Source organism: Psychroserpens citreus, assembly GCF_055686305.1.
The window spans coordinates 3,017,682-3,042,218 of sequence record NZ_CM145999.1; the positions used below are offsets into that span (position 1 = coordinate 3,017,682).

23 protein-coding genes are annotated in these 24,537 nt (G+C 33.1%); 16 read left to right on the plus strand and 7 right to left on the minus strand.

Going from position 1 to position 24,537, the window contains the following annotated elements; genetic code table 11:
• The 6 genes from ACTU6T_RS13510 (at window position 1) to ACTU6T_RS13535 (ending at window position 9,246) form a co-directional block, all read left to right on the plus strand.
• Window positions 1–1,632 (plus strand): maltokinase N-terminal cap-like domain-containing protein, encoded by a 1,632-nt coding sequence (locus tag ACTU6T_RS13510; protein ID WP_460218723.1) that lies wholly within the window; start codon window positions 1–3, stop codon window positions 1,630–1,632.
• Between the two features lie 3 nt (window positions 1,633–1,635).
• A complete protein-coding gene (gene glgB, locus ACTU6T_RS13515) occupies window positions 1,636–3,543 on the plus strand; it encodes a 1,4-alpha-glucan branching protein GlgB (protein WP_460218724.1) in 1,908 nt (635 codons plus the stop codon).
• 154 nt (window positions 3,544–3,697) lie between these two features.
• Window positions 3,698–6,103: a glycoside hydrolase family 31 protein gene (locus tag ACTU6T_RS13520; protein WP_460218725.1), complete on the plus strand. Its 2,406-nt coding sequence runs from the start codon at window positions 3,698–3,700 to the stop codon at window positions 6,101–6,103.
• A 94-nt stretch (window positions 6,104–6,197) separates the two neighbouring features.
• A complete protein-coding gene (locus ACTU6T_RS13525; protein ID WP_460218726.1) occupies window positions 6,198–7,028 on the plus strand; it encodes a M48 family metallopeptidase in 831 nt (276 codons plus the stop codon).
• A 68-nt stretch (window positions 7,029–7,096) separates the two neighbouring features.
• The gene (locus tag ACTU6T_RS13530) at window positions 7,097–8,479 is read left to right on the plus strand and encodes an MFS transporter (protein WP_460218727.1); all 1,383 of its coding nucleotides are present in this window, start codon (window positions 7,097–7,099) and stop codon (window positions 8,477–8,479) included.
• A 35-nt stretch (window positions 8,480–8,514) separates the two neighbouring features.
• On the plus strand, window positions 8,515–9,246 hold the full coding sequence (locus ACTU6T_RS13535) for a hypothetical protein (RefSeq protein ID WP_460218728.1): 732 nt from the start codon (window positions 8,515–8,517) through the stop codon (window positions 9,244–9,246).
• Between the two features lie 67 nt (window positions 9,247–9,313).
• On the opposite strand, the gene ACTU6T_RS13540 is transcribed toward ACTU6T_RS13535, so the two are convergent.
• The 4 genes from ACTU6T_RS13540 to ACTU6T_RS13555 are packed head-to-tail and all read right to left on the minus strand — an operon-like array spanning window position 9,314 to window position 12,264.
• On the minus strand, window positions 9,314–10,033 hold the full coding sequence (locus ACTU6T_RS13540) for a head GIN domain-containing protein (RefSeq protein ID WP_460218729.1): 720 nt from the start codon (window positions 10,031–10,033) through the stop codon (window positions 9,314–9,316).
• A 26-nt stretch (window positions 10,034–10,059) separates the two neighbouring features.
• The gene (locus ACTU6T_RS13545) at window positions 10,060–11,154 is read right to left on the minus strand and encodes a hypothetical protein (protein ID WP_460218730.1); all 1,095 of its coding nucleotides are present in this window, start codon (window positions 11,152–11,154) and stop codon (window positions 10,060–10,062) included.
• Window positions 11,132–11,698 (minus strand): hypothetical protein, encoded by a 567-nt coding sequence (locus ACTU6T_RS13550; protein WP_460218731.1) that lies wholly within the window; start codon window positions 11,696–11,698, stop codon window positions 11,132–11,134. The genes ACTU6T_RS13545 and ACTU6T_RS13550 overlap by 23 nt, the downstream gene beginning before the upstream one ends.
• Window positions 11,699–11,703: 5 nt before the next feature.
• Window positions 11,704–12,264 (minus strand): RNA polymerase sigma factor, encoded by a 561-nt coding sequence (locus ACTU6T_RS13555; protein ID WP_460218732.1) that lies wholly within the window; start codon window positions 12,262–12,264, stop codon window positions 11,704–11,706.
• Window positions 12,265–12,493: 229 nt separating this feature from the next.
• Here ACTU6T_RS13555 and lon point away from each other — a divergent pair, with 229 nt between their 5' ends.
• The 4 genes from lon (at window position 12,494) to cmk (ending at window position 17,528) form a co-directional block, all read left to right on the plus strand.
• A complete protein-coding gene (lon, locus tag ACTU6T_RS13560; protein ID WP_460218733.1) occupies window positions 12,494–14,947 on the plus strand; it encodes an endopeptidase La in 2,454 nt (817 codons plus the stop codon).
• The gene (locus tag ACTU6T_RS13565; protein WP_460218734.1) at window positions 14,931–15,722 is read left to right on the plus strand and encodes a LysM peptidoglycan-binding domain-containing protein; all 792 of its coding nucleotides are present in this window, start codon (window positions 14,931–14,933) and stop codon (window positions 15,720–15,722) included. Before lon ends, ACTU6T_RS13565 begins: the two co-directional genes overlap by 17 nt.
• Window positions 15,723–15,795: 73 nt before the next feature.
• Window positions 15,796–16,818 carry a type IX secretion system protein PorQ gene (gene porQ / locus ACTU6T_RS13570; RefSeq protein WP_460218735.1) on the plus strand — a complete coding sequence of 341 codons (1,023 nt, stop codon included), beginning with the start codon at window positions 15,796–15,798 and terminating at the stop codon, window positions 16,816–16,818.
• Entirely contained in the window at window positions 16,815–17,528 is a 714-nt protein-coding gene (gene cmk, locus ACTU6T_RS13575; protein WP_460218736.1) for a (d)CMP kinase, read from the plus strand. Before porQ ends, cmk begins: the two co-directional genes overlap by 4 nt.
• A 31-nt stretch (window positions 17,529–17,559) precedes the next feature.
• On the opposite strand, the gene ACTU6T_RS13580 is transcribed toward cmk, so the two are convergent.
• Window positions 17,560–17,937: a LysM peptidoglycan-binding domain-containing protein gene (locus tag ACTU6T_RS13580; RefSeq protein ID WP_460218737.1), complete on the minus strand. Its 378-nt coding sequence runs from the start codon at window positions 17,935–17,937 to the stop codon at window positions 17,560–17,562.
• Between the two features lie 288 nt (window positions 17,938–18,225).
• On the opposite strand from ACTU6T_RS13580, the gene rpsA reads away from it, so the two are divergent.
• The 5 genes from rpsA to ACTU6T_RS13605 all read left to right on the plus strand — a co-directional run bounded on the left by rpsA (window position 18,226) and on the right by ACTU6T_RS13605 (window position 22,909).
• Window positions 18,226–20,061: a 30S ribosomal protein S1 gene (rpsA, locus tag ACTU6T_RS13585; protein WP_460218738.1), complete on the plus strand. Its 1,836-nt coding sequence runs from the start codon at window positions 18,226–18,228 to the stop codon at window positions 20,059–20,061.
• Between the two features lie 124 nt (window positions 20,062–20,185).
• Window positions 20,186–20,725 carry a bifunctional pyr operon transcriptional regulator/uracil phosphoribosyltransferase PyrR gene (gene pyrR, locus ACTU6T_RS13590; RefSeq protein WP_460218739.1) on the plus strand — a complete coding sequence of 180 codons (540 nt, stop codon included), beginning with the start codon at window positions 20,186–20,188 and terminating at the stop codon, window positions 20,723–20,725.
• A gap of 5 nt (window positions 20,726–20,730) precedes the next feature.
• The gene (locus ACTU6T_RS13595; RefSeq protein WP_460218740.1) at window positions 20,731–21,660 is read left to right on the plus strand and encodes an aspartate carbamoyltransferase catalytic subunit; all 930 of its coding nucleotides are present in this window, start codon (window positions 20,731–20,733) and stop codon (window positions 21,658–21,660) included.
• Window positions 21,661–21,664: 4 nt separating this feature from the next.
• Entirely contained in the window at window positions 21,665–21,997 is a 333-nt protein-coding gene (locus ACTU6T_RS13600) for a ribonuclease Z (protein WP_460218741.1), read from the plus strand.
• Window positions 21,998–22,003: 6 nt separating this feature from the next.
• A complete protein-coding gene (locus tag ACTU6T_RS13605) occupies window positions 22,004–22,909 on the plus strand; it encodes a ribonuclease Z (RefSeq protein ID WP_460218742.1) in 906 nt (301 codons plus the stop codon).
• Between the two features lie 2 nt (window positions 22,910–22,911).
• Here ACTU6T_RS13605 and ACTU6T_RS13610 read toward each other — a convergent pair whose 3' ends face one another.
• Window positions 22,912–23,340 (minus strand): SRPBCC family protein, encoded by a 429-nt coding sequence (locus tag ACTU6T_RS13610; protein ID WP_460218743.1) that lies wholly within the window; start codon window positions 23,338–23,340, stop codon window positions 22,912–22,914.
• 7 nt (window positions 23,341–23,347) lie between these two features.
• Window positions 23,348–23,779 (minus strand): hypothetical protein, encoded by a 432-nt coding sequence (locus ACTU6T_RS13615; RefSeq protein ID WP_460218744.1) that lies wholly within the window; start codon window positions 23,777–23,779, stop codon window positions 23,348–23,350.
• Window positions 23,780–23,862: 83 nt separating this feature from the next.
• Here ACTU6T_RS13615 and pdxH point away from each other — a divergent pair, with 83 nt between their 5' ends.
• Window positions 23,863–24,510, plus strand: a complete 648-nt coding sequence (gene pdxH, locus ACTU6T_RS13620) for a pyridoxamine 5'-phosphate oxidase (protein WP_460218745.1) — start codon at window positions 23,863–23,865, stop codon at window positions 24,508–24,510.
• Window positions 24,511–24,537 lie beyond the last annotated feature (27 nt).

Consider the following 24,537-nt stretch of genomic DNA (forward strand, 5'->3'; position numbering starts at 1 on the left):
ATGGCTAAAAAAGAAAGTATATCATCAACATTGCAACCGCCTTATAATTTTAATAATGCATGGGAAACGCTTCTTGAGAATGAGGAGTTTATCAAAGTGTTTTTATCTGATGTTTTGGAAGATTACATTGTAAAACAACGATGGTATGGTGGTAAAGCTAGTAAACTTAAATATATTGAACTTGCTGAATATTTTAGAATACAACAGCATGGAGAAGTGTATTATGGACTAATTTTAGAAGTAAATTTTACTGAAGCTTTTTACCAACACTATTTTTTACCTATTGCTTTTGTGTCTGATGAAAATTTTGCTAAAGATGATAGAATTTTACCAATAAGTATCCAAGACCAAGAGGGGTTTATAATAGACGCTATAAACCTTGAAGCCTTTAGGAAAGTTGTATTCGAACGTATACTCACTGCTCTTCCAAAAGATAAAACAAGAGTTAGTTATCATAAAAGTGAGTTGTTTAAGGATTGTCAATATGAATCATCAAGATTCATGGGTATGGAGCAGAGTAATACATCTATAATATATAATGAAAGTTATGTTCTAAAATTCTTTAGACGTATATATGCCGATCGCAATCCCGATTATGAGATGAGCCGTTTCCTATCTGATAAAAAAGATTTTAAAAACACACCAGCATATCTTGGAAGTATACAAATTAAAGATCAAGAGAATACAAACATTACTATTGGTTTAATGCAAGAAATGGTAGAGAATCAAGGTGATGCTTGGGAATATATGCTCAAAGAGTTTCATAAAGTATTTATCAATTTAGAATATAAAAACATTACTATTTCTAAACTTCCAAAAACAGAAGATTTTGGGCGTTTACAAATTACAGATGTACCACCAGAAATTATTGATTGGATAGGGCTTAATGTTTTTACTAAAATTCAAAAACTTGCACAGCGTACAGCAGAAATGCATATCGCTTTGGGAAGTGAATTTGAAGATACAGCCTTTACACCAACACATTTCAATGGTGATTATACGGTTTGGCTAAAAAATCGTTTGCTCTATCAATTTCAAAATCGATTAAATACTATTGAAAATAGCCTTCATAAGTTAGACGGATTGGCACTAGAATTAGCAAATGAATTTTTAGATAAAAAGAATGAGATACGTAAACGTTTTGTCAATTTTGATTGGACTAAATTAAAAGGAGAGCGCATTCGTGTACATGGCGATTACCATCTAGGTCAAGTTCTGGTTAAAGATGATGACTTTTACATATTGGATTTTGAGGGTGAGCCAGAAAGTACCATTCGTGACCGTAAAGTTAAACAGCCTCCATTAAAAGATGTCGCAGGTTTGTTTCGATCATTTCATTATGCCATCTATGCAACGATCTTTAATAATATAGAGTCTTATGTGCATGAACAATCTGATTTGTTTGAAGCTGGCGAAATCCTTTATCAATACCTTAAAGGCTTGTTTTTAGGGACTTATGTTGTGAAAATACAAGAAGCAAATTTAAATATTGGGTATAATCAGGAACGCATTTTTTTACTAAAATATGCGATGCTCGAAAAAGCAGTCTATGAATTAGGCTATGAACTAAATTCTCGTCCGCGTTGGGCGGTGATTCCTTTAAAAGGAATTTCAAACATTATTAATAATTAATTTATGGCAGAAGTAATTGCACACAGCCTTTTTTCTGATTTTGATATCAACCTTTTTAAATCGGGAAGGCACTACAAACTATATGAGAAAATGGGATCTCATATCATGACGCTTAATGGTGTGGATGGTACTTATTTTGCCGTTTGGGCACCAAGCGCAAAAATGGTTTCGGTCATTGGAGATTTTAATTATTGGATTGAAGGAGAACATAAACTGAATGTACGTTGGGATGAAAGTGGTATCTGGGAAGGCTTTATTCCAAATGTAGGAAAAGGCAGTACTTATAAATATAAAATACAAAGTCATAACAGCGATATAAAGACAGAAAAAGCAGATCCTTATGCGCGTCGTACTGAACATCCTCCAAAAACGGCTTCTATTGTTTGGGATGATCCTTATAACTGGAAAGATGACAAATGGATGAAAAAGCGCAATAAACATAACGCTTTAAATGCACCTTTCTCTGTCTATGAAGTCCATTTAGGATCATGGAAAAAACAGATTGAAGATAATCGGTTTATGTCTTATGTTGAATTAGCTGATGATTTAGTGAATTATGTCAAAGAGATGAATTTTACCCATGTAGAGCTAATGCCGATAATGGAATTTCCATATGATCCAAGTTGGGGATATCAATTAACAGGGTATTTTGCACCATCATCACGTTTTGGTTATCCAGAAGAGTTTAAATTATTAGTAGATAAACTTCATCAAAACGATATAGGTATTATATTAGATTGGGTGCCGTCTCATTTTCCTGAAGATGCTCATGGACTAGGATTTTTTGATGGGTCTAATTTATATGAACATCCAGATAGACGAAAGGGGTATCATCCAGATTGGAAAAGCCTTATTTTTAATTATGGAAGAAATGAGGTGAAATCCTTTTTAATTAGTAATGCTATTTTTTGGCTCGATCAATATCATGCCGATGGCTTAAGAGTTGATGCTGTTGCTTCGATGTTGTTTTTAGATTATAGTAGAAATGAAGGAGAATGGGAGCCAAATATATATGGTGGACGAGAAAATCTTGAAGCTATGGCATTTCTAAGAGAAATGAATGAAGCCGTTTACAGTATGTTTCCAGATGTGCAAACGATTGCAGAGGAGTCTACATCATTTCCAATGGTGTCTAAGCCTACTTTTTTAGGTGGTCTAGGATTTGGGATGAAATGGATGATGGGTTGGATGCACGATACATTACAGTATTTTGCTAAAGAGCCTATTTATAGAAAGCACCATCAAAATGATTTAACTTTCTCAATGACCTATGCCTTTACAGAGAATTTTATGTTGCCTTTGAGTCATGATGAAGTCGTTTATGGAAAACATTCTATTTTAGGACGAATGCCAGGTGACGAATGGCAACGATTTGCGAATTTAAGATTGCTTTATAGTTATATGTTTACCCATCCTGGAACAAACCTGTTGTTTCAAGGAGGTGAATTTGGGCAAAGTGAGGAATGGAATTTTCAAGAAAGTTTAGATTGGCATTTATTACAATATGCGCCACATAAAGGTGTCCAACAACTTATAATGGATTTGAATGTGTTTTATAAAACAGAACCCGCTTTGCACGAAAAACAATTTTCGTCTGAAGGCTTTGAATGGATTGATTATAACGATGCAGAAAATTCGGTTTTAGTCTATATCAGAAAAGGAGATAAACCCAAAGACAATGTGATTGTCGCTTGCAATATGACGCCAATGGCAAGAGAGAATTATCGTATTGGACTTCCTAAGAATGGGAAACTCAAAGAAGTTTTTAACAGTGACAAAAAAGAATATTTTGGAAGCGGTGAGTTTAAAAACAAAGAATTAACTTCTCAAAAGATCGCATGGCAATTTAGAGATTATTCTGTAGAAGTAACTATACCACCGTTAGGAATGGTTGCCTTTAAATACATTTAATATTTGGTAAAAAAGCTTTAGCAATATTGTAGTTTTCATAATTGTGATTGTTCGAAATCGTTGTAGTTAACAACTCATTGTAATTACTATTTGTAATACTTTTATACCTCCTGTTTTTTCCTTTTTTTTACGTCTATATTGCAAATAACTGTATATGATTGTAAATACCGAATTAGAATCTAAGGGGAATTTATTTCCTTCAAAAATAGTACACTTCAAAAAAGATGTAGACACCCTATATTTTACGACAGCAAATGATGTGATTTTACAGCTAACCGTTGTTAGAGATAGTGTGTTGCGTTTTAGATATACCACCTCTGGAAAATTTGAAAAAGATTTTTCATATGCTATAACCAAATATGCTAGTCGAGGCTATAATAAACTTGAGATAGAAGATTTAAAAATGCATTATAAAATCACTACCTCTAAATTGATATGTCATATTGATAAGGATACATTAAAAGTACAATTATTTGATGCTACAGATGGCCTGATTATAAATCAAGATGAGATTGGTTTTCATTGGGAAGAAAGTTATGAGTTTGGTGGTGATATTGTGAAAATGAGTAAGGTTTCAAATGATGGTGAAAGTTACTTTGGTTTAGGAGATAAGCCTAATCATTTAAACTTGAAGGGAAAACGCTATGAGAATTGGGTTACAGACTCTTATGCTTACGGAAAGGATACTGATCCCATATATAAGGCCATTCCATTTTATACTGGTTTACATCATAATAGAGCTTATGGTATCTTTTTTGACAATTCATTTCGTTCGTTTTTTGATTTTGCACATGAACGACGAAATGTAACTAGTTTTTGGGCTCAAGGTGGTGAAATGAACTATTATTTTATCTACGGTCCAGAAATGACTGAAGTGGTTGAAAGTTATTCAGATTTAACAGGAAAACCACATGTATTACCGCCATTATGGGCTCTTGGCTTTCATCAATGTAAATGGAGTTACTATCCAGAAAGTAAGGTAAAAGAAATTACGTCGAAGTTTAGAGATTTAAAAATACCTTGTGACGCCATTTATCTTGATATTGATTATATGGAAGGGTTTCGCTGCTTCACTTGGAGCAAAGAGTACTTCCCTGAGCCAAAACGTATGGTGAAAGAATTAGCGGAAGAGGGCTTTAAAACTGTGGTAATTATCGATCCAGGAATAAAAATTGATAAAGAATATTCTGTGTTTAAAGAAGCTTTAGATAAAGATTATTTCTGTAAACGTGCAGACGGACCTTATATGAAAGGTAAAGTTTGGCCCGGCGAATGTTATTTCCCAGATTTTACGAGACCAGAAGTTCGCGATTGGTGGTCTGGATTATTTAAAGAACTTATTGAAGAGATTGGTGTAAAAGGGGTTTGGAATGACATGAATGAACCGGCAGTTATGGAAGTTCCAAATAAAACTTTTCCTAATGATGTTCGTCATGACTATGATGGAAACCCTTGTAGCCATAGAAAAGCTCATAATATTTACGGAATGCAAATGGCTAGAGCTACCTATCAAGGTCTCAAAAAATTTGCTTACCCTAAAAGACCATTTGTAATTACCAGAGCAGCATATTCAGGAACACAGCGTTATACCTCAACATGGACAGGCGATAATGTTGCAACATGGGAACATTTATGGATTGCCAATGTACAAGCACAGCGTATGGCTATGTCGGGTTTTAGCTTTGCAGGAAGTGATATTGGAGGCTTTGCAGAGCAACCGCAAGGAGAATTGTTTACACGCTGGGTACAATTAGGAATTTTCCACCCATTTTTTAGGGTACACTCTTCGGGAGATCATGGCGATCAGGAGCCTTGGGCTTTTGATTCAGATGTTACAGATATTGTACGTAAATTCATTGAAATTCGCTATGAATTATTACCTTATCTATACACAGCATTTTGGAATTATGTTGAAAATGGAACCCCATTATTAAAATCATTGGTGTTATATGACCAAGAAGATGTGCATACCCATTATAGAACAGATGAGTTTGTGTTTGGTAATCAAATATTGGCATGTCCTGTTCTTGAACCAAATGCTAAAGGACGTCGAATGTATGTGCCACGAGGGAATTGGTACAATTTTTGGACTGATGAACTTACAATTGGAGGTAAGGAAATGTGGGTAGATGCAGATATCGATAGTATGCCAATTTATGTAAAAGAAGGTGCTATTATTCCTAAATATCCGATACAACAGTATGTTGGTGAAAAGAAGATTGAATCGGTAATTTTAGATGCCTATTTTAAATTAGGTAAAGAACGTTCTCAATTGTTTGATGATGCACATGATGGATATGATTATACAAAAGGACGCTATAGTTATCGCACATTCAAATTACTTGGAAAGACTAACGAACTGATAATTCAACAGCATAAACAAGGTAAGTTTGATGCAGAATATAAAACATTTGAGTTAAGAATTCATGGTTTGCCATTTGAAATTAAAGAAATTCAGTTAGATAATGTTATAATTCCAGTAGAGCATGTAAAATCTAATGGAATCTCTATAATGACTATAGATAAAGAGTTTACTGAGCTTCATCTTATAGGGAAATAATTTTATTAATCTAAAATGTGACAAATAATTATGAGTTGTGTCGAATTTATAAAGATTCATTTTGTAAATTTAGCTTACACAAAAACTATTAACTATGAGTATTAAAAATAAAATTGTAGCTACCGGTATCATTGCACTGTTTTTATCATGTACTACAAATCCATTCACTGGAAACAAAACATTGGCATTAGTGTCAAATGCACAATTATTCCCAACAGCATTTGCTCAATATGATCAGTTTTTAACTGAAAATAAAGTGGTCACTGGAACTGCAGATGCAGATATGATTAAACGTGTTGGTCAGCGCATTGCAGTTGCCGCAGAACGTTGGTTAAATGCTAATGGACATCAAGGATATTTAGATGATTACAAATGGGAGTATAATCTTGTTAATGACAAAACCGTTAATGCTTGGTGTATGCCAGGAGGGAAGATTGTATTTTATACAGGGATTTTACCTATTGCTCAAAATGAAACAGGTATTGCTGCAATTATGGGACATGAAGTAGCGCATGCATTAGCTAACCATGGTCAACAACGTATGAGTGCCGGAATGTTGCAACAAATTGGAGCTGTAGCTGGAAATATTGCAATTAAAGATGAGAAATCAAGAAACTTGTTCAACCAAGCGTATGGTATTGGAAGTACTGTAGGTGTAATGCTGCCATTTAGTAGAAGTCATGAAACTCAGTCAGATGAAATAGGATTATACCTTATGGCAATAGCAGGATACAATCCAGATGAAGCTGCCGAATTATGGAAACGTATGAAAGCAAACAGTGGAGGACAAGCGCCACCTGAATTCTTGAGTACACACCCATCTAATGATACAAGAATAAGTAATTTACAAAATTGGGCTCCTAAAGCTAAAGCAGAAGCTAAAAAATTTGGTATCGATTCTTTTAGACCTTTAGGTAACTTTTAATTGTAAAAATTAAAAATTATAGTAATTTAGAAGCTGTCCAACTAAGGGCAGCTTTTTTAATTGATACTATGGAACACCTAGAAAAAGGAAATAAAAAACTGCTTAATGCCTGGGCATTTTACGATTGGGCCAATTCTGTTTACACGCTTACAATAGCCTCATCTATATTCCCAATATTTTATTCAGCACTATTTATTGGACAAGTTGAAAAAACGGTTCCTGCGTTTGGTATGGTTTTTAAAAGCACAGCTTTAATTACTTATGTTACAGCATTTACATTCTTGGTTGTAGCCTTTACATCTCCTATACTATCTGGTATTGCTGATTATGTAGGTAATAAGAAAAACTTTATGAAGTTTTTCTGCTATGTAGGAGGAGCAGGTTGTATAGGACTGTATTTCTTTAGTCTCGAAAATATTCATTTAAGCTTACTCTTTTATTTTATGGGTTTAATTGGGTATTGGGGTAGTTTAGTATTTTATAATTCTTATCTTCCAGATATTGCTTATCCTGAACAGCAAGATAGTATTAGTGCTAAAGGTTTTTCCTTAGGATATATTGGAAGTGTAATTCTATTGCTTTTAAATTTAGGTATGGTAATGTATCCAAACCTATTTGGTTTTGATGTTAGTATTTCTGAACATATACTAGATACAGGAACAGAATTACAAATTACAGAAGCTTTGCAAGAAGCTAAAGATAAGGCTTCATTTAAAGCTATGCGTGTGTCATTTGTTACAGTAGGGTTATGGTGGATATTATTTAGTCAGTATTCCTTTTATGTACTTCCCAAAGGAGCATCAAGTGGCCATAAAGTCACAAAGGCAGTTGTTTTTAATGGTTTAAAAGAACTCAAGCAAGTTTGGAAACAGATGCAACAAAACTTACGCTTAAAAAGCTATTTAATTGCCTTTTTTGTGTTCAGTATGGCAGTTCAAACTATTATGTTGGTTGCAGTCTATTTTGGAGAAGAAGAGATTTCTTGGGGTGGAGCAGATGCCAAAACATTAGGATTAATTGTTAGTATTTTAGTAATACAAATAGTTGCTATTGCTGGTGCATATTTAACGTCTGCGGCATCTTCAAGATACGGAAATATAAAAACACTCATTGTCATTAATTGTATCTGGATGGCCTTGTGTGTTTATGCCTATTTTATGGAAACACCAACAGAGTTCTATATAGCAGCATCTCTTGTCGGACTTGTAATGGGAGGTATTCAATCATTGGCACGTTCAACTTATTCTAAGTTTTTACCCGATACAGAAGATACAACGTCGTATTTTAGTTTTTTTGATGTAGCTGAAAAAATAGGTATCGTTATCGGCATGGTCATTTTTGCAACAATAGACCAGATTACTGGAAGCATGAGAAATGCAATTCTATTCTTGTTTATTTTCTTCTTGGTTGGAATTATTTTGCTTTATCGCGTTCCGAAGGAAAACAAATAAATTAGTATGTTTGTACAAACCCATTTTATTTTATTATGAAAAAGATCTTAACACTATTAGTTTGTTCATTTGTTTTATCATTTGTTGGATGTGATGATGAACCATTAGAAGGCGACTTTGTTACAGGAAATACCACTTGTGAACAAGCAGTATTAAATACAGCCGAAGCAGCTCTTAATTTTGCGTCTGTAAATGCAGATACTTACACCCAATTGTGTACGGCTTATAGCAATGCTTTACAAGCTCAAATTCAAGCTTGTGGAGATGAAGATGGTACGCTTCAAGCTGCAGTTGATGCTTTAGGGGATTGTGATAACAATCAACAAGCTAGTGGAATTGAAGGGACATGGTTATTAACAGCTTGGATAGGTGAGGAGCCTATCGACTTAAATAATGATGGAACCGAAAACATCAATTTTCTTGAAGAAATGGATTGCTATAATAATGAAACTATCGTGTTTTCAAGCAATGGTACAGGATTAGTAATGAGCACATCTTATGCAGATATTTCAGTTGAACTTGTTATAGGTACTACAGATGAATATAGTTTTACTATTGACTGTATAGATGAAATTGAAAATACAGATATCACTTGGACTCAAACTGATAATACTGTATCAATTACAGATGATTTTGGAACTACAGATTGGACATTATTAGGTAATCAATTATCATTTACTGTCCCTGAAGGATTCACATCTGTTAGTGAAGATGCTACAGTAACTATTATTCAAGATTTAACGTTTGTGTATACAAAGCAAGAATAATTTAACTAAATACTATAAAAAAAGCCACTAGAGTTTTACTAGCGGCTTTTTTTATATGATAATTAATTTAGTTATCAATACTACCTGAGCCTGAAACTTTGGTGTCACGTGATGTAGGATTACCTCTATACTCAATGTCTCCTGAACCGGTAACTCTAGCTTTTAATACGCCATTGCAAACTACAGCAGCATCACCTGATCCAGTTACAGAGACTTCAGTATTTGTTGCTTGAAGATTAAATCCGTGAAAATCCCCAGAACCAGTTACACCAGCTTTCAAATCTGTTGTTGACCCTTTTAGAGTTACATCACCAGATCCTGTTACCTTTCCTGAAACACTTTTAGTTTGAATGTCTAATACAATATCACCAGATCCAGATAAAGATACTGTTAAGTCATTAGATGTAATTGTGTCTTCATTCCATAAGTCTCCAGACCCAGAAAGAGAAACCTTGTCTAAATCTTTAAACGGAATAGTGACTTTGATGGTTTTATTTCTACTCGGACTAATATTCTTCCCTTTTTCAGTTTTGATAATAAGGCTACCTCCTTTAACTTCTGTTATAACATATTGTAAGAGATTTGATTCTCCTTCTAATGTGATTTGTCCCTCAGTTCCTGCTACTAAAATGTAATCAAAGCTTCCTGCACATTTTACAGTGTCATAATCAGACGTTGATCTATTTTCTTTTGTAATGTTACCATTACCTTTTATTTTTTTCCATTGTGCTTGCGACACAGTAAAGCTTAATAAAGCTATTGCTATTAATAATGTTGACTTTTTCATGATGTTTCTATTTGTATATGTTGTTTTTAGTTTCTTTTAAATGTAACGCTACCGTATTCAGATTTTATTCTAATCATATTTCCACTATTTGGATTTCCATGGTAACCTTGGTAATACTTGTCTGATGATTTGATGCGTCTGGTTGTGAATTCAAAATTGTCAGCATCTCTCAAAGAAGCATATTCTAAATCGATATCAAAATTGAAATTATAAGCTGGGTCGTAACCAATTGTTATGCCGTTATAATCAGATTCGATTTCTATATCGTTAGCATTAGCAGCCATATTTTCAATTTTTATAGATCCATAATCTGCCTTAATGCCCACACTTTTATATATGGTACCAAGTCTTAGTGTTAGGTAATCTCCATTGCCAGTAATAGAATTTGCATTTTTGATTTTTAATGACCCATAATCGCAGTTATAGTTGATGTCTTCGGCTACTTCAATTTCAGATTTCGTATAATCGGCATTGATGTCTAAGGTTTTAGTCTTTCCAACAGTATAACCGCTATAATCAGCATTTATACTTCCACTTTCGATGTACTCAAAATAGCTGTTATTTGTATAATCAAAAGTGATTTTGTTGTTATCTGCCATTAGCTCTTTAGTTGTAATTTTTCCATAGTCACAATTAATTTTTGCATGACCTTCAAGTTTATCTAAATCAATACTTCCATAATCATTTGATAAATCAACATTGTTAGTAATAGGCATTTTAATCATGTAATTGATTTCCATATTCACTTTGTTGTTTTTTCCCCAATTCCACCAAGAATTTGATTTGTTTTTACTGAAGAGTGTTTTTGCCGAAACATTTGTGCTAGAGGCATCAAATTCAACATTTATATCATTTAATTTGTCTTGTACTTTGTCTAAATCATTACCATTAACTTTAATATAAACCTCAAATGAAATTGTTGAACCTTCGTAGGTTGTTATGTTAATATTGCCATAACTGTTATCTACTTTGAGTGTTGCATTCGTACTTACATCAAACTCCTTTTTAATTGTTTTTTCTTTGGTGTGCTTCCCTTTCATTTTACCATGACTTGTAGCGAATGCAAGAGATGGTATTAAGATAAAAGCAAATAATAGCTTATATAGTAGTTGTGTTTTCATTTTGGTTATTTTTTAAATTTTTGACTTCTTCAATATGTTCTAAGACGGTTTTTAATACGTCTATTCGATTTTGGAAATTAGCAATCATCGCATAGATTACACGTTTATCATTGCCGCTTTCAGTTAAATCTATTTGTAGGGTTTGATATTCGTTTTCAAGAGTTTTAATTGATCTCAAAGCACGATATATCATCTCTTCAGTCTCTGGAGATCGTTGTGCTTCTAAAGCAGCTAATTCATCTTCAATTGCTGAAGTAAAAAAGGATTGGGTTTGAGATAATTCTGGAGATATACTCGCCAAATCCATTAATTCAGAATCTTGTTGTTGCATCACAGTAAATACACTAAAGCATAATACGATAGAGGCTGCAACTGCCAGAAACGGTTTCCAATAATTACTTGTTTTAGTGGTATGCTGTGCAACAGTATTGTTGTGTTGTTTAAGCTTTTCTAAAAACCGATTTTCATGTCCTAGATTTGGTGTTTCAGTATCGAAATTACCATCTAAGTTATTGAACAATTTGTTAATAGTATCTTTTTTCATAAGTATTAATATTGAGCCAGAGGCTGCAATTTTTTTCGTAAACTATCTTTTGCACGAGAGATCATAGTCCTACAATTCGCAGAAGAAATATTCATAATCTCACAAATCTCATCATAATCATAACCTTCGATTAAGTGAAGCGTTAAACTCGTTCTATAATTATCTTTAAGCATTCCCATAGTCTCCAGAACTTGTTTTGCTTTTAGATTTTTAAACTCATAATCTTCAGTTATACTTGAGTCATTTTCAACTTTATATATCACATCTTCTAAAGGCACATCTTGATATTTGTTACTTTTTTTGTAGTGATGTATACTGTTGTTTATTACAATTCGTTTTAACCATGATCCAAAAGTTTTAATCTCTTTAAGATTATCCAACTTTGTAAAAGCGGTTAAAAATGAATCTTGCATAATGTCCTCAGCTTCAAAACTGTCTTTTACAATTCTGAGGGCTGTGTTATACATTGCTTTGTAATATCTATTGTAGACTTCCATTTGCGCGTGTTGGTTGCCCGATTTACAAAGCTGTAATAACTGCTCTATATTTTGATTGGTTAGTGTCAAAAAACAAATGCTTTATTATAGAGATGGAGTGTCTCTTTATTTGTTACACTTTTAGATAAAAAAGTTTTTGATATACTAAAAGGTAATGGCATAACTATTGAATTTATATAAAGGTATATAATTACCTTTACATGCTAAGTTGTTGTTTTTCAGTGTGTAGAATATTTTTTGAATCAAATATAAACCTATAGTTTTGTCGTTTTAATGACAGAATGACTAAAAAAATAATATGGCAAAGTCTAATTTCATAAAGCTTGACAGTTTGTCATTACAGGATTTTGATGAAAATTCAGAATTAATTCCTTTAATGACTCCTGAAGATGAAGCAGAAATAAATAATGAAGTATTACCAGAGTCACTTCCAATTTTACCATTGCGAAATACAGTGTTATTTCCTGGTGTTGTTATTCCTATTACGGCTGGACGTGATAAATCAATAAAACTGATTAAAGATGCTAATAACGGAAGTAAAGTTATTGGTGTTGTATCTCAAAAGGATGAAGTTGTTGAAGATCCAACAGCAAAGGATATCTTTAAAAAAGGAACAGTGGCTAGAATCTTGAAGGTCTTAAAAATGCCTGATGGTAATACAACGATTATAATTCAAGGTAAGAAACGCTTTGAAATTCAAGATGTTGTTTCTGAAGATCCGTATTTAACAGCTACAGTTAAAGATGTTCCTGAGGCCAAACCTGCGATAGATAATGAAGAGTTTTCTGCAATCATTGATTCTATAAAAGACATGTCTTTGCAAATCATTAAAGACAGTCCAAGCATTCCTACAGAAGCATCTTTCGCTATTAAAAACATTGAGAGTAATTCGTTTCTTGTAAATTTTGTGTCATCTAATATGAATCTTTCTGTAAAAGAAAAGCAAGAATTATTAGAAATCAATGACTTAAAAGAACGTGCATTAGCAACCCTTAAACTAATGAATGTTGAGCTTCAAAAATTGGAGCTTAAAAACGATATACAATCTAAGGTTCAGAGTGATATGAACCAACAACAGCGTGAATACTTCTTACATCAACAAATGAAAACCATTCAAGAGGAACTTGGCGGTGGTGTCTCATCTGGAGAAGAAATAGAAGATATGCGCCAACGTGCAAAAACCAAACAATGGAATACTAAAGTTGCCGAACATTTTGATAAAGAATTGTCAAAAATGCAGCGTATGAATCCGCAAGTTGCCGAGTATTCTATTCAGCGTAATTATTTAGACTTATTTTTAGATTTACCGTGGGATGAATTTAGTGAAGATAAGTTTGATTTAAAACGCGCAATGAAAATCTTAGATCGTGATCATTACGGTTTAGATGACGTTAAAAAACGTATTATAGAGTATTTAGCAGTGTTAAAATTGCGCAATGATATGAAATCGCCAATTTTATGTTTATACGGACCTCCAGGTGTTGGAAAAACGTCATTAGGAAAATCTATTGCTGAAGCTTTGGGTAGAGAGTATGTGCGTATGTCATTAGGTGGTTTACGAGATGAAGCAGAAATTAGAGGTCATCGTAAGACTTATATTGGAGCCATGCCTGGTCGTATTATTCAAAATTTGAAAAAGGCTGGTACATCAAACCCTGTATTTGTTTTGGATGAAATAGATAAGTTATCAAACTCACATCAAGGGGACCCATCATCTGCATTATTAGAAGTTTTAGACCCTGAGCAAAATAGTGAGTTTCATGATAATTTCTTAGAAATGGGCTTTGATTTATCTAAGGTCATGTTTATTGCAACATCTAATAGTTTAAATACTATTCAACCTGCATTGAGAGACCGTATGGAAATTATCAATGTTACTGGATACACCATTGAAGAAAAAGTAGAGATTGGTAAGCGTCATTTATTGCCTAAGCAATTAAAAGAGCATGGCCTATCTGAGGAGCATCTAAAAATAGCGAAACCTCAATTAGAAAAAATTGTAGAAGGCTATACTAGAGAATCAGGTGTACGTGGTTTAGAAAAGCAAATTGCGAAAATGGTAAGGCATGCTGCAAAAAATATTGCTATGGAAGAAACCTATAACCTTAAGGTCACTAACGAGGATGTGATTGATGTTCTTGGAGCACCGAGATTAGAGCGCGACAAATATGAAAATAATAGCGTAGCTGGTGTGGTTACTGGACTAGCATGGACTAGAGTTGGTGGCGATATTTTGTTTATAGAATCGATCTTATCTAAAGGAAAAGGTAACTTAACTATTACCGGTAACTTAGGGAAAGTAATGAAAGAGTCGGCTACAATAGCCATGGAATATATCAAAGCTAATGCCGAAGAATTTGGTATAGATGTTGAAATATTTGAGAAATATAATGTCCATATTCATGTGCCTGAAGGTGCAACTCCAAAAGATGGTCCGAGTGCAGGTGTGACAATGTTAACTTCTTTAGTATCTTTGTTTACACAACGTAAGGTCAAAAATAGTTTAGCCATGACTGGAGAGATTACTTTAAGAGGCAAAGTTTTGCCTGTTGGAGGTATCAAAGAAAAAATACTTGCAGCCAAAAGGGCTAGAATTAAAGAGATATTACTTTGTGAAGATAATAAGCGGGATATTGATGAGATTAAACCTGAATATTTAAAAGGGTTGACCTTTCATTATGTGAAAGACATGAGTGATGTCTTGAAACTCGCATTAACAACTCAAAAAGTAAAAAATGCTAAAAAACTTTAGATTAATAGTTACTGTTTTTGTAGTAGCAGCTTCTTGTGTGGGAGCTGTTGCTCAAACAGAAGTTTATAAGGATGTAATCCTTGATGGTGAACCAGCAAAACTCAATGTTAGGACTGGAGAAATTATTAGAATAAATACTGACGCTTGGAGAAAAATTCAAGATTCTACTAAGCAGAAAACTGAAATCCAAGAAAATCTTATTAAAGAAACTTACGTTTCTAAAAAAAGCGATAGTCTAAAAGCTATTGTAACTAGTAAGCCTGATACTCTTGTACAATATTACAAGAATTTACATGCTAAAGCATCTCAAACTACAAGTGTAAATTTATCTAAGAACACTGAAACGGTAAAAGAAGATGTTACCAATGATGTTATACTTATAACTCCTGAAAAAGTAGAAAAAGCTACAGCTATGGTTTATGACACAACTATAGATTCACATTCGGTAAATAATGTAGCTTACACAAAGAGTGCAACAAATTTCCATATTGTACAAAAAGGAGAAACATTGTTCTCTCTGGCGAAGTTATATAATACAACTTTAAATGAATTGAAATATGCTAATAATTTAGAAACTACTCTTATTAGAGTGGGACAAACTTTGCGTATTGCTAACTTTGAAGATTCAGCCAAATCTGATGTTTGGTTAGTTTCAAAGGGAGATACACTTTATAGTATTGCAAGAAAAAATAATACTTCAGTTAGCGCTTTAAAAACACTGAATGGTTTAACTAGTAATTTGATTGTACCAGGACAAAAGCTTCTGCTAAAATAGAATTCAATCTTTTCAAAAAATAAAATAGACATACATTCGTTTTAAGATAGATTTAGTTACTTTGCAAACTTATATGTCAAAGAGAATTATTACGATTATTTGTCTATTAATGACAACGTCTTTTCACGCCCAAGTTGGTGGTGAATCCACGTATCAATTTCTCAACCTTATAGCCTCTCCAAGGCAAGCAGCACTTGGTGGTAAAGTCATTACCAATTATGATTATGATGTCACTGGCGGTTTATTCAATCCAGCTACAATCAATGCTGATATGGATAATCAATTAGCGCTAAACTATTCGAGTTACCTTGGTGGTATTAGCTATGGAACAGCTGCTTATGCATATACTTGGGATAGACATGTGCAAACCTTGCATATTGGAATGACCTATATTAATTATGGAAGCTTTGATGGTTATGATCTTAATGGTGTTCCTACTGGAACATTCACAGGTAACGAAGCTGCATTATCAGCTGGATATGCTTATCAAATTCCTTTTACCGATTTTTATTTAGGTGCCAACCTAAAATTGATTACGTCTAAATTAGAACAATATAATTCTATTGGTGTTGCTGCTGATTTTGGTGCTATGTATATCAATGAAAAACTAGACTTTAGAGCAGCATTAACTGTTAGAAACTTAGGAACTCAAATTACAACCTATGCTGGCTTGAATGAAAAACTCCCTTTAGAAGTCAATTTAGGATTATCACAAACATTAGAAAATATGCCACTGCGTTGGCATCTAACGTTTGAAAATTTACAGGCTTGGCCAATAGGATTTTCAAATCCTGCTAGAGCTACAACTGACTTAGATGGAAATCAGTCACAGGAAGAAGTGAATTTTTTTAATGAGTTGTTGAGACATACCATTATAGCTGCTGAATTATTCCCAGAGCGTGGATTTAGTATTAGAATGGGATATAACTTTAGAAGAGCAGAAGAATTACGTATCTTAGATCAAAGAAATTTTTCAGGATTGTCTGTTGGTCTCGGAATTAGACTTAATAAAATGAGATTTAGCTATACGCATGCTCGATATTCTGGTGCTTCAAATGCTAATTTCTTTGGATTGCAAATTGATTTGAGAAAATGACCAAAATTACAATAGCTATTGATGGATTTTCATCCACAGGAAAAAGTACTGTCGCTAAACGTATTGCTAAAGCACTCGGTTATGTATATGTTGACTCTGGTGCAATGTATCGTGCAATGACACTATATGCTATGCAACATGGTTATATTGAAACCGATTGTTTTGATGTTGACGCACTCATTTCGCAATTAGATAATATTCATATTAGTTTTAAATTTAATGAAGACGTAGGTTTTGCCGAGGTATATCTAAATGATAAAAATGTAGAAAAAGACATTAGAACTTTAGACGTTTCTCAATTTGTAAGTCAGGTGGCTACTGTTTCGGAGGTGAGAGAGCAACTAGTGAAACAGCAACAAAATTTTGGTAAAGACAAAGGTGTAGTGATGGACGGTCGTGACATAGGTACTGTTGTGTTTCCAGAAGCAGAGCTAAAAGTGTTTATGACAGCTTCTGCTGAGAAAAGGGCACAGCGACGTTATGATGAACTCATAGAGAGAGGAGATGATATATGTTATGAGGATGTACTCAATAATGTACAAACTCGAGATCACATCGATTCAACACGAAAAGATTCTCCATTAATAATGGCAGAAGATGCAATTAAAGTTGATAATTCAAATATGTCTCTAGATGAACAATTTGAAGTTGTTTTAGAACTTTCCAAGGAAAAAATCAAACTTGTTGAACATAAAAAAAAGCGACATTAAGCCGCTTTTTAAATTTTTAAGAACACCAATCTTATAAGTTTGGTATAATTAATTCTTGATCAGGATAAATTAGATCTGGATTTTTAAGAATATCAGAATTAGCAGCGAAAATTTCTTTATACTTCATTGCATCTCCAAAATAATGCTTTGCAATTTTTCCTAAAGTTTCACCACTTTGTACAGTATGTCTTGCATAGACAGATGTATCTGCTACTTCAATATCTGCAACTATGTCTGCTGGATTTTCTCCACCTGCTGCTTTAATTGCGTCCCATAACAAGTTTTTTTCGTATTGTGTTTTTGCTGTTCCTTTAACTTTTAATACGCCATTGTCTTCTGATACATCTCCATTTTCGATGCTTAATTTTTCTCCTAGGTCTAATACACTTTGGTATTTTGCTCTAACCATAATAAATTGTGTTTTTAATTTAGTGTTAATACTATTGTAAATATACCAATTTATGTGCCAAAATTGAAAACCGTTTTACACGAAATTTTTATATTTTTTTATTCTGAAATTCAATCGGTTAGACAATTACTGTTTTATTTTGTTTTATAGTAAATAAAGTGTATTTTTGCACTCCTTTTAGCGAAACTTAGAAAGATAAAAGGAACAAACTATAACAAACAATAACGCTTCTGTGTGTTATCGCATTAATCTTTCTAAACATACAGAATACAAATTTTAATTCAGCACATGTCTGAAAAAGAAACAAAACAAGCTGAAGTAGCAACTACTGAAGCTGTACAAGTTGAGGCTCCTCAAACTTCGGAGGCTCAGGCAAATCCAGAAAAATTCTTAAAAGAATTCAATTGGCACAATTACGAAGAAGGAATTGATCCAGTTGATGACAAACAATTAGAAGAGTTTGAAAAATTAGTATCAGAAAATTTCGTTGACACTTTAGATGATGAAGTTGTAGAAGGAGAAGTAATTCATATTACAGATCGTGATGCTATCATTGATATCAATGCAAAGTCTGAAGGTGTAATCTCTCTTAACGAGTTTCGTTACAATCCAGATTTAAAAGTTGGTGATAAAGTAGAAGTATTAATTGATGTTCGTGAAGATGCAACAGGACAATTAGTATTATCTCACAGAAAAGCTCGTGTAATCAAAGCATGGGACCGTGTAAATAATGCACATGAAACTGGTGAAATTGTAAATGGTTTCGTTAAATGTAGAACTAAAGGAGGTATGATCGTTGACGTATTTGGTATTGAAGCTTTCTTACCAGGTTCTCAAATTGATGTTAAGCCAATTAGAGATTACGACCAGTATGTAAATAAAACAATGGAATTTAAAGTTGTGAAAATTAACCACGAATTTAAAAACATTGTTGTTTCTCACAAAGCACTTATCGAAGCTGATATTGAGGAACAGAAAAAAGAAATTATTAGTCAATTAGAAAAAGGTCAAGTATTAGAAGGTGTTGTGAAAAACATTACATCTTATGGTGTATTTATTGATCTTGGAGGTGTTGACGGATTAGTTCATATCACAGATTTATCATGGTCTAGAATTAATCATCCTAATGAAATTGTTGAATTAGACCAGAAACTAAACGTTGTAATCTTAGACTTCGATGAAGATAAGTCAAGAATCCAATTAGGTCTTAAACAATTAAGTAAACATCCTTGGGAAGCTTTAGGTGAAACTGTAAAGGTAGGAGATAAAGTAAAAGGAAAAGTTGTAGTTATTGCTGATTATGGTGCATTTGTTGAGGTTGAAGAAGGAGTTGAAGGATTAGTTCACGTTAGTGAAATGTCTTGGTCAACACATTTACGTTCTGCTCAAGATTTTGTATCTGTAGGAGATGAAATCGAAGCAGTAATCTTAACTCTTGATAGAGAAGATCGTAAAATGTCACTTGGTATCAAGCAATTAACGCCAGATCCATGGACAGATATTACAAACAAATATCCTGTTGGTTCTAAGCATTCAGGTATCGTACGTAACTTTACAAACTTTGGTGTTTTTGTTGAATTAGAAGAAGGTATTGATGGGTTAATTTATATTTCAGATTTATCTTGGACTAAGAAAATAAAGCATCCAAGTGAGTTTACTAATGTAGGTGATAAACTTGAAGTTGTAGTATTAGAATTAGATGTTGAAGGACGTAAATTATCTTTAGGTCACAAACAAACTACAGATAATCCTTGGGATAAGTATGAAACTGAGTTCGCTTTAGGAACAACACATACTGCTGAGATTGCTGAAATCGTAGACAAAGGTGCTACTATCAACTTTAATGATGATATCGTTGCATTTGTACCATCTCGTCACTTAGAGAAAGAGGATGGAAGCAAGCTTAAAAAAGGTGAGTCTACCGACTTTAAAATCATTGAATTTAATAAAGAATTCAAGAGAGTTGTAGCATCTCATACAGCTATCTTCAAAGAAGAAGAAATGGCAAATGTTAAAGCTGCTGTGAAGAAGCAAGAAGCTCAAGCTGCAGAAGCAAAACCAACTTTAGGTGATGCTAATGAAGCTTTACAAGCGCTTAAAGATAAATTAGATGGGAAGAAATAATTCCTTGATATTTTAAATATTGAAAGCCTCTCATTTCTGAGAGGCTTTTTTATTGATGTATAAAAGCATTGCAAACCCTAAATTTTTAACTTAACTTTGTCCACCAAATACGTTTGGAAACCCTATGAGTCAAAAAGTGTTACTTAATGCAAAAGAGGTAAACATCATTCTTCATCGATTGGCTTGTCAACTTATTGAAAATCACAACGATTTTTCGAATACTGTTCTTATTGGATTACAACCAAGAGGTAAATTTCTAGCGAATCGTTTAGCAGAAATGCTCAAAACCGATTATAAGATTAAGAACATACAATTGGGACATTTAGACATTACTTTTTTTAGAGACGATTTCCGAAGAGGAGAAAAAATATTGGAAGCCAATACAACCGACATTAATTTTATTGTAGAGAATAAAAACATTGTCTTTATTGATGATGTCTTATATACAGGTCGAAGTATTAGAGCTGCATTAACAGCAATACAATCGTTTGGTAGACCTAATGAAATAGAATTACTAACCTTGATTGATAGACGGTTTAGCAGGCATTTGCCTATACAACCTAATTATAGAGGACGTCAGGTAGATGCAATTAATGAAGAGAAAGTGAAAGTGAACTGGGTAGAGAATGAAGGTGAAGACTCGGTATATTTGATAAATAGTTAATAATTATGAGTGAATTAAGTGTGAATCACTTATTAGGAATTAAATATCTGAATGAAAAAGATATTCAATTGATTTTTGAAACTGCAGATCATTTCAAAGAAGTGATTAATAGACCTATCAAAAAAGTACCGTCACTTCGAGATATTACCATCGCCAATTTATTTTTTGAAAATTCTACTCGTACAAAACTATCTTTTGAACTCGCTGAGAAACGTTTATCAGCAGATGTTATTAATTTTTCTGCATCACAATCTTCAGTGAAAAAGGGAGAAACACTTATAGATACAGTAAATAATATCTTATCTATGAAAGTTGATATGGTAGTTATGAGGCATCCAAATCCTGGAGCAGGTGTGTTTTTGTCTCAACACATTGATGCCAGTATTATCAATGCTGGTGATGGAGCTCATGAACACCCTACTCAAGCATTGTTAGATAGTTATTCTATACGTGAACGTTTGGGTGATGTTAAAGGGAAAAATGTAGTAATCGTTGGTGATATTTTGCATAGTAGAGTGGCCTTATCAAACATTTATGCATTACAATTGCAAGGCGCAAATGTGATGGTTTGTGGACCAAAAACTTTAATTCCAAAATACATTAATGAATTGGGTGTAAAAGTTGAAACTAACTTGCGAAAAGCACTTAACTGGTGTGATGTTGCTAATATGCTACGTGTGCAAAATGAGCGCATGGATATTAGTTATTTTCCTTCTACGAGAGAATACACACAACAGTATGGTGTAAATAAATTAATTTTAAATTCTTTAGATAAAGAGATTACAATAATGCATCCTGGACCAATTAATCGTGGTGTGGAAATAACGAGTGATGTGGCCGATTCTGATCAAGCTATTATTCTTGACCAAGTTCAAAATGGAGTAGCAATACGAATGGCAGTTATTTATTTATTGGCATCTAAAATAAAACATTAGACTTATGATTTTTGATAAAAATGGCAACACTTCTATAATTACGCAAGAAAAAGCATCTATAGTCGAACTTGTAAAGAAAATTGACATATTATATGAACGTTTTAAAAATGATAATATCATTGTTTGCTTAACAACACTCGATAAGGTAAGCTTACAAGATATTGTTGAGTTTTTACAATTGTCAAATAAACACCGAAATGCAAATCATTCGTTTGTAATTGTTACAAGTAAAACCAATCTTAATGAAATACCAGATGAAATTATTGTTGTGCCAACTATTCAGGAAGCCTATGATATTATTGAAATGGAAGAGATTGAACGTGATTTAGGTTTTTAATATACTATGAAATTAACAATTCTTGGTTGTTATAGTGCAACGCCACAAGTTCATACAAACCCAACAGCTCAAGTTCTTGAGATAAATAATCATCATTTTTTAATTGATTGTGGAGAAGGCACTCAAGTTGAATTGCGACGACATAAAGTCAAGTTTAGTAGAATTAAACATATTTTTATATCACACTTACATGGTGATCATTGCTTTGGACTTGCTGGATTAATTTCAACTTTTCGCTTACTAACCCGTGAAGCAGACCTACACATTTATGCACCAAAAGGGTTAAAAGAAGTCATTACACTTCAGATGAAATTGTCTGAATCATGGACTAATTATCAACTTATTTTTCATGAACTATCATCTAATTCATCAGAATTAATTTTTGAGGACGATAAGGTTGAAGTGCATACTATCCCTTTGGACCATCGAATTTATACTAATGGATTTCTTTTTAAAGAAAAACTTGGTGATCGTAAATTAGATATGAATGCTGTGTTGAATGCAGATATAGACATGGCATATTTCAGAAAATTAAAACAAGGTGCAGATGTTCCAGATAATAATGGGAATATTGTCAAAAATGAAACGGTTACCTTAGATCCTAAGCCCCCAAAGAGTTATGCGTTTTGTAGTGATACTGCCTATAATGAGTCTATTATTCCGATTATAAAAGATGCAAATGTATTGTATCACGAATCTACTTTTCTTGAAAAAAATGAAGCTTTGGCTAAACCTACTAAGCATTCTACAGCCAAACAAGCAGCAACTATTGCTAAGAAAGCCAATGTTGGGAAGTTAATTTTAGGACATTATTCTACGCGTTATGATAGTATAGAAGAATTTAAATTAGAAGCGACTCCTATATTCCCCAATGCGGATTTAGCTAAAGACGGTAAAGTATTCGAATTTTAAATCTATTGCGCCTCAGTAAAAGCCTTGAATTGTTGCATCCACTTATAGACTTGCTTTTTAAACATGCTTGGAAAGAGCAATGCAATTAGTTTTATAAAAAGCCCATTAAACTTAGTGTATTCAATTTCAGAAATATATAGAGTTTGATGTTCTGAAAGCGCCTTGAATGTCACTTTCATAGTATTAATCATGTGCTTGTGTTCATACAATCCTTTGAATTCCTCAGGAAGATTACTAACTAATATGGTTTCTTTTAATTCGAGTTTTTCATAAATTATTTTTGAAATAGCGCCTTTTGTACCTTCTTGCCCCGATATTACTTCTTTTGAAATAAACCCATCTTGAAAATGTTTTAAGTTGTTGGGATTTTTATAAATATCAACCACCTTTTGTAATGGAGCATTAATATTAATTTCACAACTAAACTTCATGATTCTTCTATTTAGGCTTAATCACTTTTTGGAATTCATCTAGAGACAACATCCATTCAATAGCTTCATCCAAACTGTGGCAACGCTTTAAACTTTTTTGAAAGAAGTGCTTTTCCAATGACGAGTTTAAATAGCTAAAATCATTATAAGACACAATTGCAGAGGCTACTAAAAAGTCATATTCATTATTAAAATCTAGCCATAATTGAGGCTCAAAAGAGTAGGAGTTCATCCTATTAGCAATGTATCCAATTTTTAGACCTTTTCTAATATCTTCAGAGAATTTTCCTATTAGTTCACTAGCTATAGAGTAATCTACATGAATGCCTTCATTCAGTTCAGAAATCACAAAATGCTTTGTTATATATAGATTTCCAAAAGGAAAAACGACTTTTTTATATCCTATTTGTTTAGAATATTTACTGTTTTCAAATTTCATTAGAGGGGATTATTGCTTAAATTTATAGCAAATATGTGAGCTAAGAAAGTAAAAGCCACAATAAATAGTATAATTTAAATCTAATGAATACAGACTTAGGCAATTACAGAAAATCATACGAAAAGCAAGAATTACTAGAAAGTAATGTGAGTGATAATCCCATGGAAGTATTCCAAAAATGGTTTCATGAAGTGGATCATAACTTTGATGTAGGAGAAACTAATGCAATGACGCTAAGTACTTTAGGTTTAGATGGTTTTCCAAAGAGTAGAGTAGTATTACTCAAAAAGTTTACTTATGAAGGATTTATTTTTTATACTAATTATGAAAGTGAAAAAGGTAAAGCCATACTCAATAATCCCAATGTGTGTTTATCTTTTTTTTGGCCAGCTGCCGAACGTCAGGTCATTATTAAGGGTGAGGCAGAGAAGATTGCTGAAAACTTAAGTGATGGTTATTTTGAATCTCGCCCTAGAGGAAGTCAATTAGGAGCTTTGGCGTCTCAACAAAGTACTCCTATAGAAAGTAGAACTATTTTAGAAGAACGGCTCAAAATTTTAGAGCAAAAATATGAGGGTAAAGAGATTCAACGTCCCGAATTTTGGGGTGGTTTTATTGTTAAACCTGTTGAAATTGAATTTTGGCAAGGTCGTCCTAATAGACTTCATGATAGATTACGCTATCAATTGGATGATGATTATAATTGGAGAATAAATCGATTGTCTCCTTAATCCTTTTTATAAACATCGATGAACTAC

Excerpts from the sequence above, each read along its gene's own strand:
- ACTU6T_RS13510 (WP_460218723.1), top strand. The coding sequence starts at position 1 with ATGGCTAAAAAAGAAAGTATATCATCAACATTGCAACCGCCTTATAAT.
- glgB (WP_460218724.1), top strand. The coding sequence starts at position 1,636 with ATGGCAGAAGTAATTGCACACAGCCTTTTTTCTGATTTTGATATCAAC.
- ACTU6T_RS13520 (WP_460218725.1), top strand. The coding sequence starts at position 3,698 with ATGATTGTAAATACCGAATTAGAATCTAAGGGGAATTTATTTCCTTCA.
- ACTU6T_RS13525 (WP_460218726.1), top strand. The coding sequence starts at position 6,198 with ATGAGTATTAAAAATAAAATTGTAGCTACCGGTATCATTGCACTGTTT.
- ACTU6T_RS13530 (WP_460218727.1), top strand. The coding sequence starts at position 7,097 with ATGGAACACCTAGAAAAAGGAAATAAAAAACTGCTTAATGCCTGGGCA.
- ACTU6T_RS13535 (WP_460218728.1), top strand. The coding sequence starts at position 8,515 with ATGAAAAAGATCTTAACACTATTAGTTTGTTCATTTGTTTTATCATTT.
- ACTU6T_RS13540 (WP_460218729.1), bottom strand. The coding sequence starts at position 10,033 with ATGAAAAAGTCAACATTATTAATAGCAATAGCTTTATTAAGCTTTACT.
- ACTU6T_RS13545 (WP_460218730.1), bottom strand. The coding sequence starts at position 11,154 with ATGAAAACACAACTACTATATAAGCTATTATTTGCTTTTATCTTAATA.
- ACTU6T_RS13550 (WP_460218731.1), bottom strand. The coding sequence starts at position 11,698 with ATGAAAAAAGATACTATTAACAAATTGTTCAATAACTTAGATGGTAAT.
- lon (WP_460218733.1), top strand. The coding sequence starts at position 12,494 with ATGGCAAAGTCTAATTTCATAAAGCTTGACAGTTTGTCATTACAGGAT.
- ACTU6T_RS13565 (WP_460218734.1), top strand. The coding sequence starts at position 14,931 with ATGCTAAAAAACTTTAGATTAATAGTTACTGTTTTTGTAGTAGCAGCT.
- porQ (WP_460218735.1), top strand. The coding sequence starts at position 15,796 with ATGTCAAAGAGAATTATTACGATTATTTGTCTATTAATGACAACGTCT.
- cmk (WP_460218736.1), top strand. The coding sequence starts at position 16,815 with ATGACCAAAATTACAATAGCTATTGATGGATTTTCATCCACAGGAAAA.
- ACTU6T_RS13580 (WP_460218737.1), bottom strand. The coding sequence starts at position 17,937 with ATGGTTAGAGCAAAATACCAAAGTGTATTAGACCTAGGAGAAAAATTA.
- rpsA (WP_460218738.1), top strand. The coding sequence starts at position 18,226 with ATGTCTGAAAAAGAAACAAAACAAGCTGAAGTAGCAACTACTGAAGCT.
- pyrR (WP_460218739.1), top strand. The coding sequence starts at position 20,186 with ATGAGTCAAAAAGTGTTACTTAATGCAAAAGAGGTAAACATCATTCTT.
- ACTU6T_RS13595 (WP_460218740.1), top strand. The coding sequence starts at position 20,731 with ATGAGTGAATTAAGTGTGAATCACTTATTAGGAATTAAATATCTGAAT.
- ACTU6T_RS13600 (WP_460218741.1), top strand. The coding sequence starts at position 21,665 with ATGATTTTTGATAAAAATGGCAACACTTCTATAATTACGCAAGAAAAA.
- ACTU6T_RS13605 (WP_460218742.1), top strand. The coding sequence starts at position 22,004 with ATGAAATTAACAATTCTTGGTTGTTATAGTGCAACGCCACAAGTTCAT.
- ACTU6T_RS13610 (WP_460218743.1), bottom strand. The coding sequence starts at position 23,340 with ATGAAGTTTAGTTGTGAAATTAATATTAATGCTCCATTACAAAAGGTG.
- ACTU6T_RS13615 (WP_460218744.1), bottom strand. The coding sequence starts at position 23,779 with ATGAAATTTGAAAACAGTAAATATTCTAAACAAATAGGATATAAAAAA.
- pdxH (WP_460218745.1), top strand. The coding sequence starts at position 23,863 with ATGAATACAGACTTAGGCAATTACAGAAAATCATACGAAAAGCAAGAA.